This window comes from Microbacterium sp. LWH11-1.2, assembly GCF_038397745.1.
Classification (GTDB): Bacteria; Actinomycetota; Actinomycetes; order Actinomycetales; family Microbacteriaceae; genus Microbacterium.
This window is the reverse complement of record NZ_CP151636.1, coordinates 2,472,163-2,487,760: the sequence shown is the minus strand read 5'-3', so window position 1 is coordinate 2,487,760 and position 15,598 is coordinate 2,472,163. Positions and strand designations below refer to the sequence as shown.

Below are 15,598 nucleotides of genomic sequence, written 5' to 3'. Positions count from 1 at the left end.
TCTGCGCGGCGTGCAGCACAGCCACTATGGTGACGCCATGCGCCCGTCCCCCCGTCGAAAGCTCGTCCGCACCGGCCGCGCGATCGCCGCGGCGATCGCCGTGATGATCGGGGCCGCTGTCCTCGCCCCCGCCGCCGCGTCCGCGGCCGGCGGACCCGCCGGCGAGGTGTTCACGCTGACGAACGCCCAGCGCACCCAGGCCGGACTCCCCGCGCTCGTGTCGGATGCCGCGCTCGACGCGGCCGCTGCGGAGTGGGCACAGCATCTGGCGTCGACGTGCACCTTCGAGCACAGCAGCTCGACATGGCGGAGCTCGCGGGTCGCCGCCTTCGGGTGGGTCTCGACGGGCGAGAACATCGCGGCAGGTCAGCCGGATGCCGCCGCCGTGGTCAGCGGCTGGATGAACTCCAGCGGCCACCGCGCCAACATCCTCGACTCGCGGTACACGGGCCTCGGCGTCGGCTACGCGACCGGCACCTGCTACCGGACCTACTGGGTGCAGATCTTCGGCATCGGCACCCCGGTGAAGCGTCTCTCCGGCGGGGCGGGCGACCTCACCGGCGACCGGGCCGCCGACATCCTCGCCCGCACGGCGACCGGAGACCTCCTCATCTACCCCGGCAACGGGGCGGGCGGGTTCCAGGGCCCGGTCACCGCCGCCGCGGGGTGGGGAGACCGCCCGTTCACGACGCTCGGGGACTTCTCCGGCGACGGCATCCCGGACACCGCGCGCACCGAGGCCGACGGCAGACTCATGCTCCACGCCGGGAACGGAAGGGGCGGCTTCCTCGCCCCCGTGCAGATCGGCAACGGCTGGACGATGTTCTCGCAGCTCATCGGCGGCATCGACTTCTCCGGCGATCAGATCCCCGACGTCATCGGCAGAACGCCCGGCGGCGACCTCTTCCTCTATCCGGGCAACGGACGAAGCGGCTGGCTCGCCGGCGGCACGAGGATCGGCAACGGCTGGCAGACGATGGACACGATGTTCCACGCCGGCGACTTCAACGGCGATGCGCGCGGCGACATCATCGCCCGCAGGCTCGACGGAACCCTCTGGATCTACCCGACGACAGGACGCGGCAGCTGGGGCTCGCCGTCGCAGATCGGCGTGGGGTGGGCGTCTCTCACCGCCGTGTTCGGCGCGGGCGACTTCGACGGCAGCGGCACGCAGGACATCGTCGCCCGGACGTCGGCCGGCGCGCTCCTCCTCTACGGCGGCAACGGCCGCGGAGGATTCCTCGCGACCAGGACCATCGGCAGCGGCTGGAACGGGATGAGTCAGATCGGCTGATCGCCCACGGCCGGCTCTCTCGACATCGAGATACTTAGGCTCCCCTTCGTCGCTCCCCCGCTGCAGACGGGAATAGGATGGACACCGATCGGGCGTGCCTGACACTTGCGCAGCACGCGACCGAGTCACATCGATCCAGGGAGGACGACCGTGTCCACAAGCGCTCGCTTGACACCGTCGATTTCGGAAACCACGTCCAAGACCCCCCGCGGCACCCTCTACCGGGGTCGCGAAGGCATGTGGTCGTGGGTGCTTCATCGCATCACCGGAGTCGCCATCTTCTTCTTCCTGTTGGTGCACGTGCTCGACACGGCGCTGATCAGGGTGTCGCCGGAGGCGTACAACGCCGTCATCGGCACATACAAGAACCCGATCATGGCGCTCGGCGAGGTCGTGCTGGTCGCCGGCATCGTGTTCCACGCCATGAACGGCCTGCGCATCATCGCGGTCGACTTCTGGTCGAAGGGCGCCAAGTACCAGCGTCAGCTGTTCTGGGGTGTGCTCGCGGTGTGGGTCGTCATCATGGCCGGCTTCGTGCCGCGCCACCTGATGCTCGCGTTCGCCGGGTTCGGAGGGGGTCACTGATGGCCACGCAGACCGTCGCCGCCCCCGTCCGCCGTCAGCGCGGATTCAACCTCGAGAAGTGGGGCTGGCTCTTCATGCGGCTCTCGGGCATCGTGCTCGTCGTGCTGATCTTCGGCCACCTCTTCATCAACCTCATGGTCGGCGAGGGCATCCACGCCCTCGACTTCGCCTTCATCGCCGGCAAGTTCGCCACGCCGTTCTGGCAGTGGTGGGACGTGCTGATGCTGTGGCTGGCGCTGATCCACGGCGCGAACGGCATGCGCACGATCGTCAACGACTACGTCACGAACAACACTGCCCGCAAGGCGCTGATCTGGGCGCTCGGCCTCGCCGCCGGCCTCCTGATCATCCTCGGCACGCTCGTCGTGTTCACGTTCGACCCGTGCCTGGGCGTCACAGAGGACAGCACCCTCTGGACCGAATGCGCCGCGCTGGTCGGGAACTGAGAAGAAGGCTGAAGAAGAAGTGACTACCGAGACCCAGGATTCCGTCGTGCGCGACGGGGTGCACTACCACCAGTTCGACATCGTGATCGTGGGCGCCGGCGGCGCCGGCATGCGTGCGGCGATCGAGGCCGGACCCGGCGCGAAGACCGCGGTGATCTCCAAGCTCTACCCCACCCGTTCGCACACCGGTGCGGCGCAGGGCGGTATGGCGGCGGCGCTCGCGAACGTCGAGGAGGACTCCTGGGAGTGGCACACCTTCGACACCGTCAAGGGCGGCGACTACCTCGTCGACCAGGACGCGGCCGAGATCCTCGCGAAGGAGGCCATCGACGCGGTCATCGACCTCGAGAACATGGGTCTGCCGTTCAACCGCACCCCCGAGGGCAAGATCGACCAGCGCCGATTCGGCGGCCACACCGCCGAGCACGGCAAGACCCCGGTCCGCCGCGCCTGCTACGCCGCCGACCGCACGGGCCACATGATCCTGCAGACGCTCTTCCAGAACTGCGTCAAGCTCGGCATCAACTTCTTCAACGAGTACTACGTGCTCGACCTGCTGACGGTGAAGGATGCCGACGGCAAGACGCAGGTCTCCGGCGTCGTCGCCTACGACCTCGCCACCGGCGAGCTGCACGTCTTCCAGGCGAAGGCCGTGATCTTCGCGACCGGCGGATTCGGCAAGATCTTCAAGACGACCTCGAACGCGCACACCCTGACCGGGGACGGCGTCGGCATCGTCTGGCGCAAGGGCCTCCCCCTCGAGGACCTCGAGTTCTTCCAGTTCCATCCGACCGGACTCGCCGGACTCGGCATCCTCCTCACCGAGGGCGCGCGAGGCGAGGGCGCGATCCTCCGCAACGCCTCGGGCGAGCGCTTCATGGAGCGGTACGCCCCCACGATCAAGGACCTCGCCCCGCGTGACATCGTCGCCCGCTGCATGGTCCAGGAGGTCGCGGAAGGCCGCGGCGCCGGTCCCCACAAGGACTACGTGCTCCTCGACTGCACCCACCTGGGTGCCGAGGTGCTCGAGACCAAGCTCCCGGACATCACGGAGTTCGCCCGCACGTACCTGGGTGTCGACCCGGTCGTCGAACCGGTGCCGGTGATGCCGACCGCGCACTACGCGATGGGCGGCATCCCCACCAACAACGACGCCGAGGTGCTGGCCGACAACGACACCGTCGTGCCGGGCCTGTACGCCGCCGGCGAGTGCGCCTGCGTCTCGGTGCACGGCGCCAACCGACTGGGCACCAACTCGCTGCTCGACATCAACGTGTTCGGCAAGCGCGCCGGCCGCAAGGCCGTCGAGTACGTCAAGACGGCCGAGTTCGTACCGCTCCCCGAGAACCCGGCGGCCTTCGTCTCCGGCATGCTCGAGGGCCTGCGCAACAACCAGGGCACCGAACGCATCGCCGTGCTCCGCAAGGCCCTGCAGGACGAGATGGACAAGGGCGCGCAGGTCTTCCGCACGCACGAGTCCCTCGAGCACGTGCTGGGCGTCATCAAGGAGCTGCGCGACCGCTACATGAACGTGCACGTCGACGACAAGGGCCAGCGGTTCAACACCGACCTGCTCGAGGCCGTCGAGCTGGGCTTCCTCCTCGACATCGCCGAGGTCGTCGTCTACGCCGCCCAGAACCGCCAGGAGAGCCGCGGCGGCCACATGCGCGACGACTTCCCGAAGCGCGACGACGAGAAGTACATGAAGCACACGATGGCGTATCTGACGGGAGACCCGCACTCCTCGACGCCGAGCGACCACATCAAGCTGGACTGGAAGCCCGTCGTGTTCACGAAGAACGAGCAGGGCGAGTTCAACTACCCGCCGATGGAGAGGAAGTACTGAGCATGTCCACCGCCATCGCAGAATCCCCCGCGAGCACGACCGAAGAGACCGGCATCCAGTCCTTCATCGTCACGTTCAACATCCGCCGGTTCGACCCCGAGGTCGACGCCGAGCCGCACTGGGTCGACTACGACGTGGAGCTCTACTCCACCGACCGCGTGCTCGACGCCCTGCACAAGATCAAGTGGGAGGTCGACGGGTCGCTCACGTTCCGCCGCTCCTGCGCCCACGGCATCTGCGGTTCCGACGCCATGCGCATCAACGGACGCAACCGCCTCGCCTGCAAGACCCTGATCAAGGACCTCGACATCTCGAAGCCGATCTACGTCGAGGCGATCAAGGGACTGCCGCTGGAGAAGGACCTCGTCGTCGACATGGAGCCTTTCTTCGCGTCGTACCGCGAGGTGCAGCCGTTCCTCGTCGCGAGCTCCGTGCCGGAGAAGGGCAAGGAGCGCGTCCAGACCATCGCCGACCGCGAGATCTTCGACGACACCACCAAGTGCATCCTGTGCGCCGCGTGCACCTCGTCGTGCCCGGTGTTCTGGACCGACGGACAGTACTTCGGCCCGGCGGCGATCGTGAACGCCCACCGCTTCATCTTCGACTCGCGCGACGACAACGCCGCCGTGCGTCTCGACATCCTCAACGACAAGGAAGGCGTCTGGCGCTGCCGCACGACCTTCAACTGCTCCGAGGCCTGCCCTCGTGGCATCGAGGTCACCAAGGCCATCGCCGAGGTCAAGCAGGCCGTGCTCCGCGGCCGCCCCTGACGCGGCGCATCGTCGGACGAGAACGGGCGGACTCCTTCGGGAGCCCGCCCGTTCTCGCTGTGTGGATAGGGTGAGAGCGTGTCTGATCCCGATCGCGCCGCAGCCGAGCCCGGTCGCCTCGATGCCGCCGTCGAGCGCGCGACGGCGCTGACGCAGCGGACGCTCGGCCTGTTCCCCGTGCGGGTGTGGCGTCACTTCCTCCAGCACAACGGCTTCCTCCTCGCGGCGGGCGTGAGCTATCAGGCCCTGTTCGCGATCTTCGCGGCGATCTATCTCGCCTTCGCCATCGCGGGTCTCTGGCTCGGGGGAAGCACCGAGGCCGTCGACGGCATGATCGAGATCATCAACAGCTACATCCCCCACCTGATCGAGGAGCAGGGCGGAGTGTTCACCCCCGAGCAGGTGAAGGAGATCGCCGCGAGCACGACCGGGGTGCTCAGCGTCACGGGTCTGATCGCCCTCGGCACCGTGATCTGGACGGCCATCGGATGGGTGACGTTCTCGCGGCGCGCGACCAGGGACATCTTCGGCCTGCCGCCGGACCTGCGCAGCTACGTGCTCCTCAAGGCGCGCGACCTGCTGGCGGCGCTCCTGTTCGGAGTCGCCCTCATCGTCGGCTCGATCCTCAGCTCCGCGAGCGCTGCGGCCCTGAGCTGGGCGCTCAGCCTGCTCGACTGGGACTCCGGTTCCGACGGCATCAACATCAGCATCCGCCTCGGCACCGTGCTCGTCTCGTTCGCGTTGCTCTCCTCGGCCCTGGCCGCCATGGTGCGGTTCCTCACCGGGACGTCGCTGGACTGGCGCGTCATCTGGCCGGGCGCTCTCCTCGGCGGCGGCGCGATGACGATCCTCCAGTACGGTGCGGGGTTCCTGCTGAGCTACACGCCGTCGAATCCGCTGCTCGCCACCTTCGCGATCTTCATCGGCCTCCTGCTGTGGTTCCGCGTGAACGGCGTGGTGATGCTGGTGGCGTCCTCCTGGATCGCGGTCACCGCGCTGGACCGCGATCTCCCGCTGCTGTCGCAGACCGAGGCGGAACGACGCGCCGCGGAGCATCGGACGCTGGTGTCGGCCGCGCGCATCCGCCTGCGCGAGGCGGAGGTCGCTCGTGACGGCGCGCCCTGGTACCGCGCCTGGCAGGCGGGACGAGCGGTGCGGGATGCCGAGGCGGAGCTCGCGGCGCTCGAGGCGTCTGCGCCTCCCTCGCCGGAGCCGACGCCGCTCGCTCAGCGCCTCCTGACGGACCTGCACCGGCCGTCTCGGGATGTCGGCGGCGCTCGTTAGGCTTGTGTCCATGCCCCATCTGCGTATCGCCTCGGTCAACGTCAACGGAATCCGAGCGGCCGCTCGAAACGGCATGAGCTCGTGGCTCGACGCCGCCGACATCGACATCCTCACGCTGCAGGAGGTCCGCGGACAGGACGAGCATCTCGAGGCCGCACTGCCGGGCTGGTCCTTCGTGCACGACGAGGCCACCGCCAAGGGTCGCGCGGGCGTCGCGATCGCCAGCCGCACGCCGGCCCTCGCCTCGCGCACCACGCTCGGTCCCGACGACTTCGACTCGAAGGGGCGCTGGATCGAAGCCGACTTCCGCATCGGTGATCGTCCGATCACCGTCGTGAGCGCATACGTGCACTCGGGCGAGGCCGACACCCCGAAGCAGGAGGAGAAGTGGAAGTTCCTCGACGCCTTCGGCACTCGTCTCGCCGAGCTGGGTGCCGACCGCGCGTTGGCGCTGGTGACCGGCGACCTCAACGTGGGGCACCGCGAGCTCGACATCAAGAACTGGCGCGGCAACCGCAAGAAGGCGGGCTTCCTCCCCCGCGAGCGGGCCTACTTCGACCGCTTCCTGGGTGAGGCCGGCGCACAGGTGACGGGCGTCGACGGCTCGGTGGGCACCGGCCTCGGCTGGGTCGACGTCGGACGTCGCTTCCACGGCGAGGTCGACGGCCCGTACACGTGGTGGTCGATGCGGGGCCAGGCGTTCGACAACGACTCCGGGTGGCGCATCGACTACCACCTCGCGACGCCGGCACTGGCGGAGCGCGTGCAGACGTACCACGTCGCTCGGGCCGCCGCCTACGACCAGCGCTGGAGCGACCACGCGCCGGTGGTCGTCGACTACACCTTCTGACCGCGATCCGGTCGACTCCGACCGCCGCGCGTCAGGCCGTGATCAGAGAGATGATCAGCGCGGCCGCGACGAGCACGTAGACGATCAGGCTCCCGAGGTAGGCGGAACCGCGCTGTCCGGAGCGGAACATCAGCGGGACGACGAGCGCGAGCGCGATTCCCGCGACGAGTGCCAGGAACGTGCCGAAGATGAGTGCGTATCCGTGCGGATCCGCGCTGCCCGACGCGAATCGGCTGCTCAGTGCGATCCAGGCGAAGAAGAGGAAGGGCACGCCGACGAGGACGGTCAGGACGATGCCGACGATCCGCACACCGCCTCCGACGGCAGGGCTCTGCGTGGAGGACATGCAGGAAGTCTCGCAGTCGGCGCACCCGACCACCACCGTCTTCTCCTATTGCGGGGTCGGCTGATCTTCGTCGCGGTGCCGGTACCAGCCGCGGTACTCGAGGATGGTCCCCACCAGCGGGTTCGTAGCGCGCATCTCGATCGTGCGCCGCTTCTGCGCCTCGTCCCAGCCGTCCTCGAGATCGACCGAGATGCCGAGGATGCCGCGCAGAGCGAAGCGACGGCCCCACAGGCGCAGGGCGATCCGGCGCGTCCGCATCCGCAGCGCGCCCTGCGCCGTCACACTGCACTCCTCGATGAGCTCGACGCGCTCCCGCGCGCCCAGCAGATTGCGCACGAGGCCGGGCACCACGCTCACGGTGAGCCTGTCGGAGATGAACTGCGTCGTGCCGGGGAAGCGGAACTCCCTGGTCGTGTCGAGTGTCGCGCGCCCGGACGACGTGCGACCGGCACGCGTCCGGAGCGAGAAGGGCACATCCCGCCCGAAGCGGGTGACCAGCATCCGCGGTCCCACCACCGGCAGAGCGAGGATGCCGAGCCGCCCGAAGCGGCTGCCCGCGACCGTGAACACGCCCTCTGCGCGGTCGACCGCCGCCGGGGCCCGCATCTGCGCGAGGATCTCCGGGTGCAGGCGCTCGGCATCCGGTCCCAGCGCCGCGAGGAAGACCTCGCCCCTGGCGGTCACTCGCGCACCTCCTCGCGGGTGGGCTTCACCGTCTCGGGCACCTCCGCGCCCTCCGGGAACTCGCAGACGAAGGTGCCGCGATAGCCGAAGAGGAACCCCAGCAGGTCGTTGCGCACCTCGAGGTCGATCACGAAACACCCCCGCTCGTCGTCGAAGCGCTCGGCCAAGTGCGCTCGTCCGCTGAAGAGCATCGGGAAGCGGAAGGCGAGGGGGCCCTCATAGAAGCGCTGGGGACCCGACGACAGCCGGAGGCCCCCCTCGTCGGTGACGGCGAGGTCGAGGTCGACGGCGAGGTGCTGATGCGTGCCGAGATAGTCGACGATCCTCCCCCGCTTCTCGCTGAAGATCATCGTCGCGTCGAACCGGCGTCGCCTGCCCGGCCGGATCGTCATCGTCCGCACGAAGGTGACGGTCTCCCTGCCGAGGCTGTCGATGTAGGCGTGATTGTCGATCTGGAAGGGGATGTCGCGACCCCGCTCGGGGAACATGATGTTGCGCATCGTCCCGATCATGAGGAAGGGAAGCGTCCACCAGGGCCCGCGCCGGACCTCGGTCATCACCCCGCGGCCGATGCAGCCGTAGCCGGCACCGACCCCGACGCCGAAGCGCTTCCTCATCTGCGGGTGCAGGCGCGCGAAGTCGTCGCCGAGAGCGCGTTCGAACACGCCCTGCGCGCTCATGCGGCGATCTCCGTCAACGTCGCCGGCGCGTTCTGCATGATGGTCCTGCCGCCCGTCCGGGCAGGGCGCTTCCGGCACCGGCGGGCGCGGGCGCGCGGGCGCCGTCCTGGTCGGAGCGAGCGCCACCAGCCGGTCTCCTCCGGTGGGACGCCGTCCTCGGCCCACAGACGAAGGCGATCGAAGCTCCACGCCGTGAGCCACCAGACGAAGCGGCGGGTGACGAGCGGGTCGAGCACGCGGCCGATGAGCCCCCATCCCGGCGCGTAGTCGTAGCCGGTGAGGAACCGGACGCCCTCGGGCGTCGGCACGTATCGCCAGTACCCGCGACCAGCTCCGAGCGGGGACAGCCGGTCGGACGTGTCGAAGGCGAGGGCCGACGTGCGCTCACCCGCCTTCCCTCGTCGGTCGCCGAGCGAGACGCCGGTGCCGCGGATCGTGTGGATCCCGAGATCGAGCTCGTAGCGGAACTCCTGCGCACCGTTCGCCCGCTCCCGCGTCGGGATGATGGCGGAGAACCGTCCGTCCCACCGCGCATGCTGCTCGGGCGTCTGGGTGAGGTCCCAGATCGTCTCGATCGGCGCGTCGATGAGGATCTCGACGTAGACGGCGCGGTCTTGCCGTCGCGGGGTGCGGGAGGTCCGAAGAGCGGCGAACATCATGCCCACAGCGTAGAACGCCCCGACGCGCAGATCGGCCACCGGCATCCCCATAGGATTGATGTCGTGACGAAACCTCGCCTGTACTCCGGAATGCAGCCCTCCGCCGACTCCCTCCAGATCGGCAACTACATCGGCGCGCTCCTCCAGTGGCGGGACCTGCAGACGTCCTATGACGCCTACTTCTCGGTCGTCGACCTGCACGCGCTCACCGTCGCACAGGACCCGAAGGAGCTGCGCGAGAAGACCCGACGCACCGCAGCCCAGTACATCGCGGCGGGCATCGAGCCGTCGCTGTCGACGCTGTACGTGCAGTCGCACGTGCGCGCGCACGCCGAGCTGGCGTGGATCCTCAGCACCATCACGGGTTTCGGCGAGGCCGGCCGGATGACCCAGTTCAAGGACAAGTCGGCCCGATACGGACAGGACGCGACCAGCGTCGGCCTGTTCACGTACCCGGTCCTCATGGCGGCCGACATCCTGCTGTACCAGACCGATGTGGTGCCGGTGGGCGACGACCAGAAGCAGCACGTCGAGCTGACGCGCGACCTCGCCGAGCGATTCAACTCCCGCTTCGGGGCCACGTTCACGGTGCCGATGCCGGTGATCCAGAAGGAGACGGCGCGGATCTACGATCTGCAGAACCCGACGTCGAAGATGTCGAAGTCGGCGGAGAGCGACGCGGGCGTGCTGTGGATGCTCGACGACCCGGCGAAGTCCGCGAAGAAGATCATGCGCGCCGTGACCGACAACGAAGGATCCGTGCGCTTCGACCGCGAGAACAAGCCGGGCGTCTCGAACCTGCTGACGATCTACGCGGCCCTCACGGGCCGTCAGGTCGCCGCGATCGAGGACGATTACGCCGGCCGCGGGTACGGCGACTTCAAGAAGGGCCTCGCCGAGGTCGTGGTGAACGAGTTCGAGCCGGTGCGCGCCCGCGCCCTCGAGCTCCTCGACGACCCCGCCGAGCTCGACCGCATCCTGGCGGACAACGCCGGACGAGCGGATGCCGTCGCCGACGCGACCCTGTCCGACGTCTACGACCGGGTGGGTCTGCTCCGCCGCGTCTGAGCACGCCTCTAGGATGGGGGTCGTGACCGATCCGCAGCTGCCACCTCCGTCCGGCGCCGTTCCTCCCGTTCCGCCTGCGCCGTTCGGTGCGGTCCCCCCGCCTCCCCCGGCGTTCCCCGCGGCGCCGCCGGCACCGGCGGCAGCTCCTCCGGCACCGCCGGCGTATCAGGCCCCGGTCATTCCTCCGGCACCGCCCGCCTACCAGACCGCTCCGGCCTACCCCGTGGCACCCGCTCCCCAGGCGGCGCCTCCGGGGGCCTACCAGGTGCCCGTCGGCGGCTACGCCGTCCCGACCGGGGCCTACACGGTCCCCGACGCGGCCCCGCGCGCATCCGGCTTCCTCGGCATCCTCGCGCTGATCTTCGCGGTCGTCGCCGCCGTCGTCACGCCGATCGTCGTCGGCGTCGCCGGATTCGAGATCGGGCGCCGTCTGCCCGAAGGCGTCTCCACGACGACCGACGACGTCCTGAGCGCGCTCTCCCCCGCCCGCGACCAGGTGCTGTGGGCAGAGCTGTCGTTCTGGACCGGCACGATCCTCGGCATCGCGGCGATCGTGATCGGCATCATCGCCATCCGCAAGAAGCAGGGACGCGGCGCGGGCATCGGCGCGCTGGTCGTCGCAGTGATCGCCCCGATGATCTTCTTCGTCGTGCTGCTCTTCGCGTTCTCCGCGGGCAGCGCAGCCGGGTTCATCGACTTCGCGAGCTGACGCTCGCCTCGCCCCCGTGCAGCGGCTCAGCGCGGGGCGTGATGCTTCTGCTGGGCGGCCAGAAGGCCTTCAGCCACGAGCAGTTCGACCGCGTCCGCCGCGTCCGAGATGAGGATCGGCAGGTTCGGCCGTTCCTCCTTGCCGAAGGGCGCGAGCACCCAGTCGGCCGGATCCTGGCGTCCCGCCGGCCGGCCGATGCCCACCCGCACGCGCGGGAAGTCGGCGGTCCCGAGAGCGCGCGCGACATCGCGCACTCCGTTGTGCCCGCCGTGCCCCCCACCGGTCTTGAGCTTCACCGTGTCGAAGGAGATGTCCAGCTCGTCGTGCACGACGACGACCTGCTCGACCGGCACCGAATAGAAGCGCGCGAGTGCCGCGACGGGGGTCCCCGACACGTTCATGAACGTGTTCGGCTTGGCGAGGACCAGCTTGTCGGCGCCCGGCTTGAGCCACGTCTCGACGACGCGTGCGCCGCCCTTGTGCTCGCGGAAGGCTTCGCTGCGACGTGCCGCGAGCTCGTCGACGACCATCTGACCGATGTTGTGCCGGGTCGCCTCGTAGCGCGGGCCCGGATTGCCGAGCCCCACCACCAGCCACGTGGATGACATGTCCTCGTCCTTTCGCGCCGGGTCCTGTGCGGGGCCCGGTCAGGATACGACAGAGGGGACGCGATCCGATCGCGTCCCCTCTGTCCTGAAACTGTCGGAGATCACTCCGCAGCGGCCTCCTCGGCTGCTGCTTCGCCCTCGGCAGCACCCTCGGTGCTCTCGGCGGCGGCGTCGTCCTCGCCCAGGTCCTGCTCAGCCGGCACGGAGATCGCGACGACGAGGACCTCGGGGTCGGCGAGCAGGGTCGAGCCCTTGGGGAGCTTCACGTCGGCGGCGGTGATGTGCGCGCCCTCCTCGAGCCCCTCGACGGAGACCTCGAGGTTCTGCGGGATGTGCGTGGCCTCGGCCTCGATCGACAGGGTGTTGGCGTCCTGGTTGACGATCGTGCCGGGAGCGGACTCGCCGGTGACGATGACGGGGACGTCGATCGTGACCTTCTCGCCCTTCTTCACCACGAGCAGGTCGATGTGCTCGATGATCTGGTGCACGGGGTCCTTCTGGACGTCCTTGACCAGGGCGAGCTGCTCCTTGCCCTCGATGTCGAGCTCCAGCAGCGCGTTGGCGCGGCGGATGATGAGCGAGACCTGGTGGCCCGGCAGTGCGACGTGCACCGGCTCGGTGCCGTGGCCGTAGATGACGGCGGGGATCTTGCCGGCGGCGCGGAGGCGACGGGCGAAGCCCTTGCCGAAGCTCTCGCGGAGCTCGGCGTGGACCTTGGTGTCTTCAGACATGCGGTTCTCCTTCAGGAAACGCAGCGAAGGCGCCGCGCGGTGGTCTTGGAATTGTGAGCTCGAACGCAGACGCGTGAGGAAAGCCACCGGGCTTGCTTCGCCGCGTCGATAACGGATGCCAGCGCACGCGCAGAAGCATCCCTCGCCGAGGTACGAGATCAATGGTACCGGATCACCCGATAGGCTGATGACACCGGTCCTTATCTGCAGATCACGGAGAACCCCATGCTCGACGGCGCCTTCCTCTCGCACGTACTCCTGTGGCTGATCGGTGCGATGAGCGTGTGCGCCGTCGTCGGCAGCTTCGCCGCCCTGTTCTCTCTCGGCCGTTCCGGCTACCGCAAGGACTGAGCCCTCGGGCGCCTCGGCGCCCTCTCAGTAGAACTCGACCGTGTCGACCACGGCGCGCAGCGGCAGGCCGTCGAGAAGTCGCGTGGCGTTCTCGGCGAACCGACGCGCGATGCGCTCCTCCTCGTTCGAGTTGATCGCCGCCGTGTGCGGACTCACGAGCACGCCAGGGTGATCCCACAGCGGGGATGCGGCGTCGAGGGGTTCGTTCTCGAACACGTCGAGACCGGCGAACGCCACCCTGCCGTCGTCGAGCGCCTCGAGCAGGGCGACCTCGTCGACGACCGTGCCCCGACCCACGTTCGTGAGGATCATGCCGGGCTTCACGGCGGCGAGGACCTCCTCCCCGATGAGGTGATGTGTCTGCGCCGTACCGGGGAGCGTCACGACGATCGCGTCGACCTCGCCGACCGCGTCCGTGAGCCGGTCGAGCGGGACGAGCCTGTCCACGCCGTCGACGGGCTCGCCCGAGCGCGTCGTCCCCCAGACCCGAGCACCGAGGGCGTGGAAGCGTCGCGCGCACTCCGCTCCGATGCCGCCGAGCCCCACGATCAGCACCGTCATCTCGTCGAGCTGCCGCATCTGCCATCGGTCGGGCCAGGTCCGGCTGCGCTGGTCGGCCAGCAGACGGGGAAGCCCCTTCGCGCCGGCCAGCACCGCGAAGACGGAGAACTCGGCGAGCGTTCCGCCGTGCACGCCGGCACTCGTGCTGAAGACGACCCGGTCGAGGTCGGCGCGAGAGAGACCCGCGGCCTTCACGGTGCTCCCGCCGCCCGCCGCCGTCGTCATGACCCAGCGCAGTCTCGGGTTCGCCGCGATCGTGCGCGCGAGCGCGTCGGCGTCGACGTCGGGAGCACCGAAGAGGACGTCGGCCGAGTCGACCATCGCGTCGAAGGCCTGCTGCTCGGCCGGTGTGCGCGTGTGCTCCGGGTCGCCGGACCAGTCGGCGGCCCACCGCGCGGGATGCGTCAGCGAATGATCGCGGATGACCTCCAGGCGCGGCTCGAGCTCCTCGATGAGCACGCACAGCTCCTCCGGCAGCGGCACCGCCACGACCGCTCGCAGTCTGGTCTCGGTCTCTCCCACGCTGATCCTCCTCGGAACGTCTCGATCCGACCAGCGTAGGGGCCGTGCGCGGGCGGATGTCACAGGGCGCAACGACCCGTGACACAGCGATACGCTAAAAGGACCCCTTCTTCACGATCGAGGAGCCTTCTGTGCCCGAAGCATCAGCGAACATCGGAGTCGTCGGACTCGCCGTCATGGGTTCGAATCTCGCCCGCAACCTCGCCAGCCGCGAGGGCAACACCGTGGCGATCTTCAACCGCAGCTATGAGAAGACCCGCACGCTCCTCGACGAGCACCCGGAAGCCGGGTTCGTCCCCGCGCAGACCTATCAGGAGTTCGCCGATTCGCTGCAGAAGCCGCGGACCGCGATCATCATGGTCAAGGCCGGCGGCCCGACGGATGCCGTGATCGACTCGCTGGTCGAGGTCTTCGAACCGGGCGACATCATCGTCGACGGTGGCAACGCCTACTTCCCCGACACGATCCGCCGCGAGAAGGCGGTCCGCGAGACCGGCATCAACTTCGTCGGCGCCGGGATCTCCGGTGGCGAGGAGGGCGCCCTCACGGGTCCCTCGATCATGCCCGGCGGCTCGGACGAGTCGTGGGTCACGCTCGGCCCGATCCTGAAGTCCATCGCCGCGGTCGCCGAGGGCGAGCCGTGCGTCACGCACGTCGGCCACGACGGCGCAGGACACTTCGTCAAGATGGTGCACAACGGCATCGAGTACGCCGACATGCAGCTCATCGCCGAGGCCTACGACCTCATCCGCCGCGGCACGGGCAAGACCCCCGCCGAGATCGCCGACATCTTCGCCGAGTGGAACCGGGGCGAGCTGGAGTCGTACCTGATCGAGATCACCGCCGAGGTGCTCCGCCAGGTCGACGCCGAGACCGGCAAGCCGCTCGTCGACGTCATCCTCGACCAGGCCGGCGCCAAGGGCACCGGCGCGTGGACCGTGCAGACCGCCCTGTCCCTCGGTGTGCCCGTCTCGGGCATCGCGGAGGCCACCTTCGCCCGTTCGCTCTCCTCGCACCCGGAGCAGCGCGAGGTCGCCACGGCCCTGCCCGGCCCCGACGAGGAGTTCGTCGTCTCCGACGAGGCCGCGTTCATCGAGGACGTCCGCCTGGCGCTGTACGCGTCGAAGATCGTCGCGTACTCGCAGGGCTTCGACGAGATCCGTGCCGGCGCCGCCGAGTACGGCTGGAACATCGACCTCGGCGCGATCTCGAAGATCTGGCGCGGCGGCTGCATCATCCGCGCCCAGTTCCTGAACCGCATCGCCGACGCCTACGCCGCAGAACCCGGCCTGCCCGTGCTGCTGACCGCTCCGTACTTCACCGAAGCGATCACGCGTGCTCAGGCGCCGTGGCGTCGCGTGGTCGTCGCGGCCGCGCAGGCCGGCATCCCGGCCCCGGCGTTCTCGTCGTCGCTGTCGTACTACGACGGCATCCGCGCCGACCGCCTCCCCGCTGCCCTCGTGCAGGGCCAGCGCGACTTCTTCGGCGCGCACACCTACAAGCGCATCGACAAGCCGGGCACCTTCCACACGCAGTGGTCGGGCGACCGCACCGAGATCGAGGCGGAAGACACGCACTGATCGGCATCCGATCGGGAAGGGCCG

General features: G+C 69.2%; 18 protein-coding genes. 11 read left to right on the top strand and 7 right to left on the bottom strand.

Features of this window, described 5'->3' with window-relative positions:
• Positions 1–37: 37 nt before the first annotated feature.
• From MRBLWH11_RS12000 to MRBLWH11_RS11970, 7 genes are all read left to right on the top strand, one after another.
• Positions 38–1,294, top strand: coding sequence for a CAP domain-containing protein (locus MRBLWH11_RS12000; RefSeq protein WP_341945037.1), 1,257 nt, complete (start codon positions 38–40; stop codon positions 1,292–1,294).
• Positions 1,295–1,444: 150 nt separating this feature from the next.
• The gene (gene sdhC, locus MRBLWH11_RS11995) at positions 1,445–1,879 is read left to right on the top strand and encodes a succinate dehydrogenase, cytochrome b556 subunit (protein ID WP_116636409.1); all 435 of its coding nucleotides are present in this window, start codon (positions 1,445–1,447) and stop codon (positions 1,877–1,879) included.
• Entirely contained in the window at positions 1,879–2,325 is a 447-nt protein-coding gene (locus MRBLWH11_RS11990; RefSeq protein ID WP_116636410.1) for a succinate dehydrogenase hydrophobic membrane anchor subunit, read from the top strand. The genes sdhC and MRBLWH11_RS11990 overlap by 1 nt, the downstream gene beginning before the upstream one ends.
• Before the next feature lie 19 nt (positions 2,326–2,344).
• Entirely contained in the window at positions 2,345–4,171 is a 1,827-nt protein-coding gene (gene sdhA / locus MRBLWH11_RS11985; protein WP_116636411.1) for a succinate dehydrogenase flavoprotein subunit, read from the top strand.
• A gap of 2 nt (positions 4,172–4,173) precedes the next feature.
• The gene (locus MRBLWH11_RS11980; RefSeq protein WP_116636412.1) at positions 4,174–4,941 is read left to right on the top strand and encodes a succinate dehydrogenase iron-sulfur subunit; all 768 of its coding nucleotides are present in this window, start codon (positions 4,174–4,176) and stop codon (positions 4,939–4,941) included.
• 78 nt (positions 4,942–5,019) lie between these two features.
• Entirely contained in the window at positions 5,020–6,225 is a 1,206-nt protein-coding gene (locus MRBLWH11_RS11975) for a YihY/virulence factor BrkB family protein (protein ID WP_116636413.1), read from the top strand.
• Between the two features lie 10 nt (positions 6,226–6,235).
• Complete coding sequence (locus MRBLWH11_RS11970; protein ID WP_341945036.1) at positions 6,236–7,075, top strand: exodeoxyribonuclease III; 840 nt, start codon at positions 6,236–6,238, stop codon at positions 7,073–7,075.
• A gap of 31 nt (positions 7,076–7,106) precedes the next feature.
• On the opposite strand, the gene MRBLWH11_RS11965 is transcribed toward MRBLWH11_RS11970, so the two are convergent.
• Genes MRBLWH11_RS11965 through MRBLWH11_RS11950 form a run of 4 tightly spaced genes read right to left on the bottom strand, consistent with a single transcriptional unit; the run spans position 7,107 to position 9,489 of the window.
• Positions 7,107–7,421: a hypothetical protein gene (locus MRBLWH11_RS11965; RefSeq protein ID WP_165808107.1), complete on the bottom strand. Its 315-nt coding sequence runs from the start codon at positions 7,419–7,421 to the stop codon at positions 7,107–7,109.
• 45 nt (positions 7,422–7,466) lie between these two features.
• Complete coding sequence (locus MRBLWH11_RS11960; protein ID WP_341945035.1) at positions 7,467–8,105, bottom strand: DUF4166 domain-containing protein; 639 nt, start codon at positions 8,103–8,105, stop codon at positions 7,467–7,469.
• Positions 8,102–8,785: a DUF4166 domain-containing protein gene (locus MRBLWH11_RS11955; protein ID WP_341945034.1), complete on the bottom strand. Its 684-nt coding sequence runs from the start codon at positions 8,783–8,785 to the stop codon at positions 8,102–8,104. The genes MRBLWH11_RS11960 and MRBLWH11_RS11955 overlap by 4 nt, the downstream gene beginning before the upstream one ends.
• Positions 8,782–9,489 carry an SRPBCC family protein gene (locus tag MRBLWH11_RS11950; RefSeq protein ID WP_341945033.1) on the bottom strand — a complete coding sequence of 236 codons (708 nt, stop codon included), beginning with the start codon at positions 9,487–9,489 and terminating at the stop codon, positions 8,782–8,784. The genes MRBLWH11_RS11955 and MRBLWH11_RS11950 overlap by 4 nt, the downstream gene beginning before the upstream one ends.
• Before the next feature lie 18 nt (positions 9,490–9,507).
• Here MRBLWH11_RS11950 and trpS point away from each other — a divergent pair, with 18 nt between their 5' ends.
• Positions 9,508–10,512 (top strand): tryptophan--tRNA ligase, encoded by a 1,005-nt coding sequence (gene trpS / locus MRBLWH11_RS11945; protein WP_341945032.1) that lies wholly within the window; start codon positions 9,508–9,510, stop codon positions 10,510–10,512.
• Between the two features lie 22 nt (positions 10,513–10,534).
• Positions 10,535–11,221 carry a hypothetical protein gene (locus MRBLWH11_RS11940; RefSeq protein ID WP_341945031.1) on the top strand — a complete coding sequence of 229 codons (687 nt, stop codon included), beginning with the start codon at positions 10,535–10,537 and terminating at the stop codon, positions 11,219–11,221.
• A gap of 26 nt (positions 11,222–11,247) precedes the next feature.
• Here MRBLWH11_RS11940 and pth read toward each other — a convergent pair whose 3' ends face one another.
• Positions 11,248–11,829, bottom strand: coding sequence for an aminoacyl-tRNA hydrolase (pth, locus tag MRBLWH11_RS11935; RefSeq protein ID WP_341945030.1), 582 nt, complete (start codon positions 11,827–11,829; stop codon positions 11,248–11,250).
• A 101-nt stretch (positions 11,830–11,930) separates the two neighbouring features.
• On the bottom strand, positions 11,931–12,560 hold the full coding sequence (locus MRBLWH11_RS11930) for a 50S ribosomal protein L25/general stress protein Ctc (protein WP_341945029.1): 630 nt from the start codon (positions 12,558–12,560) through the stop codon (positions 11,931–11,933).
• Between the two features lie 225 nt (positions 12,561–12,785).
• Here MRBLWH11_RS11930 and MRBLWH11_RS11925 point away from each other — a divergent pair, with 225 nt between their 5' ends.
• Entirely contained in the window at positions 12,786–12,911 is a 126-nt protein-coding gene (locus MRBLWH11_RS11925) for a hypothetical protein (protein WP_279303217.1), read from the top strand.
• Between the two features lie 24 nt (positions 12,912–12,935).
• Here the strand turns inward: MRBLWH11_RS11925 and MRBLWH11_RS11920 are convergent, their stop codons facing one another.
• Positions 12,936–13,994, bottom strand: a complete 1,059-nt coding sequence (locus MRBLWH11_RS11920) for a D-2-hydroxyacid dehydrogenase (protein ID WP_341945028.1) — start codon at positions 13,992–13,994, stop codon at positions 12,936–12,938.
• Positions 13,995–14,125: 131 nt separating this feature from the next.
• Between MRBLWH11_RS11920 and gndA the strand changes: the two genes are divergently transcribed.
• The gene (gene gndA, locus MRBLWH11_RS11915; RefSeq protein WP_341945027.1) at positions 14,126–15,574 is read left to right on the top strand and encodes an NADP-dependent phosphogluconate dehydrogenase; all 1,449 of its coding nucleotides are present in this window, start codon (positions 14,126–14,128) and stop codon (positions 15,572–15,574) included.
• Positions 15,575–15,598 lie beyond the last annotated feature (24 nt).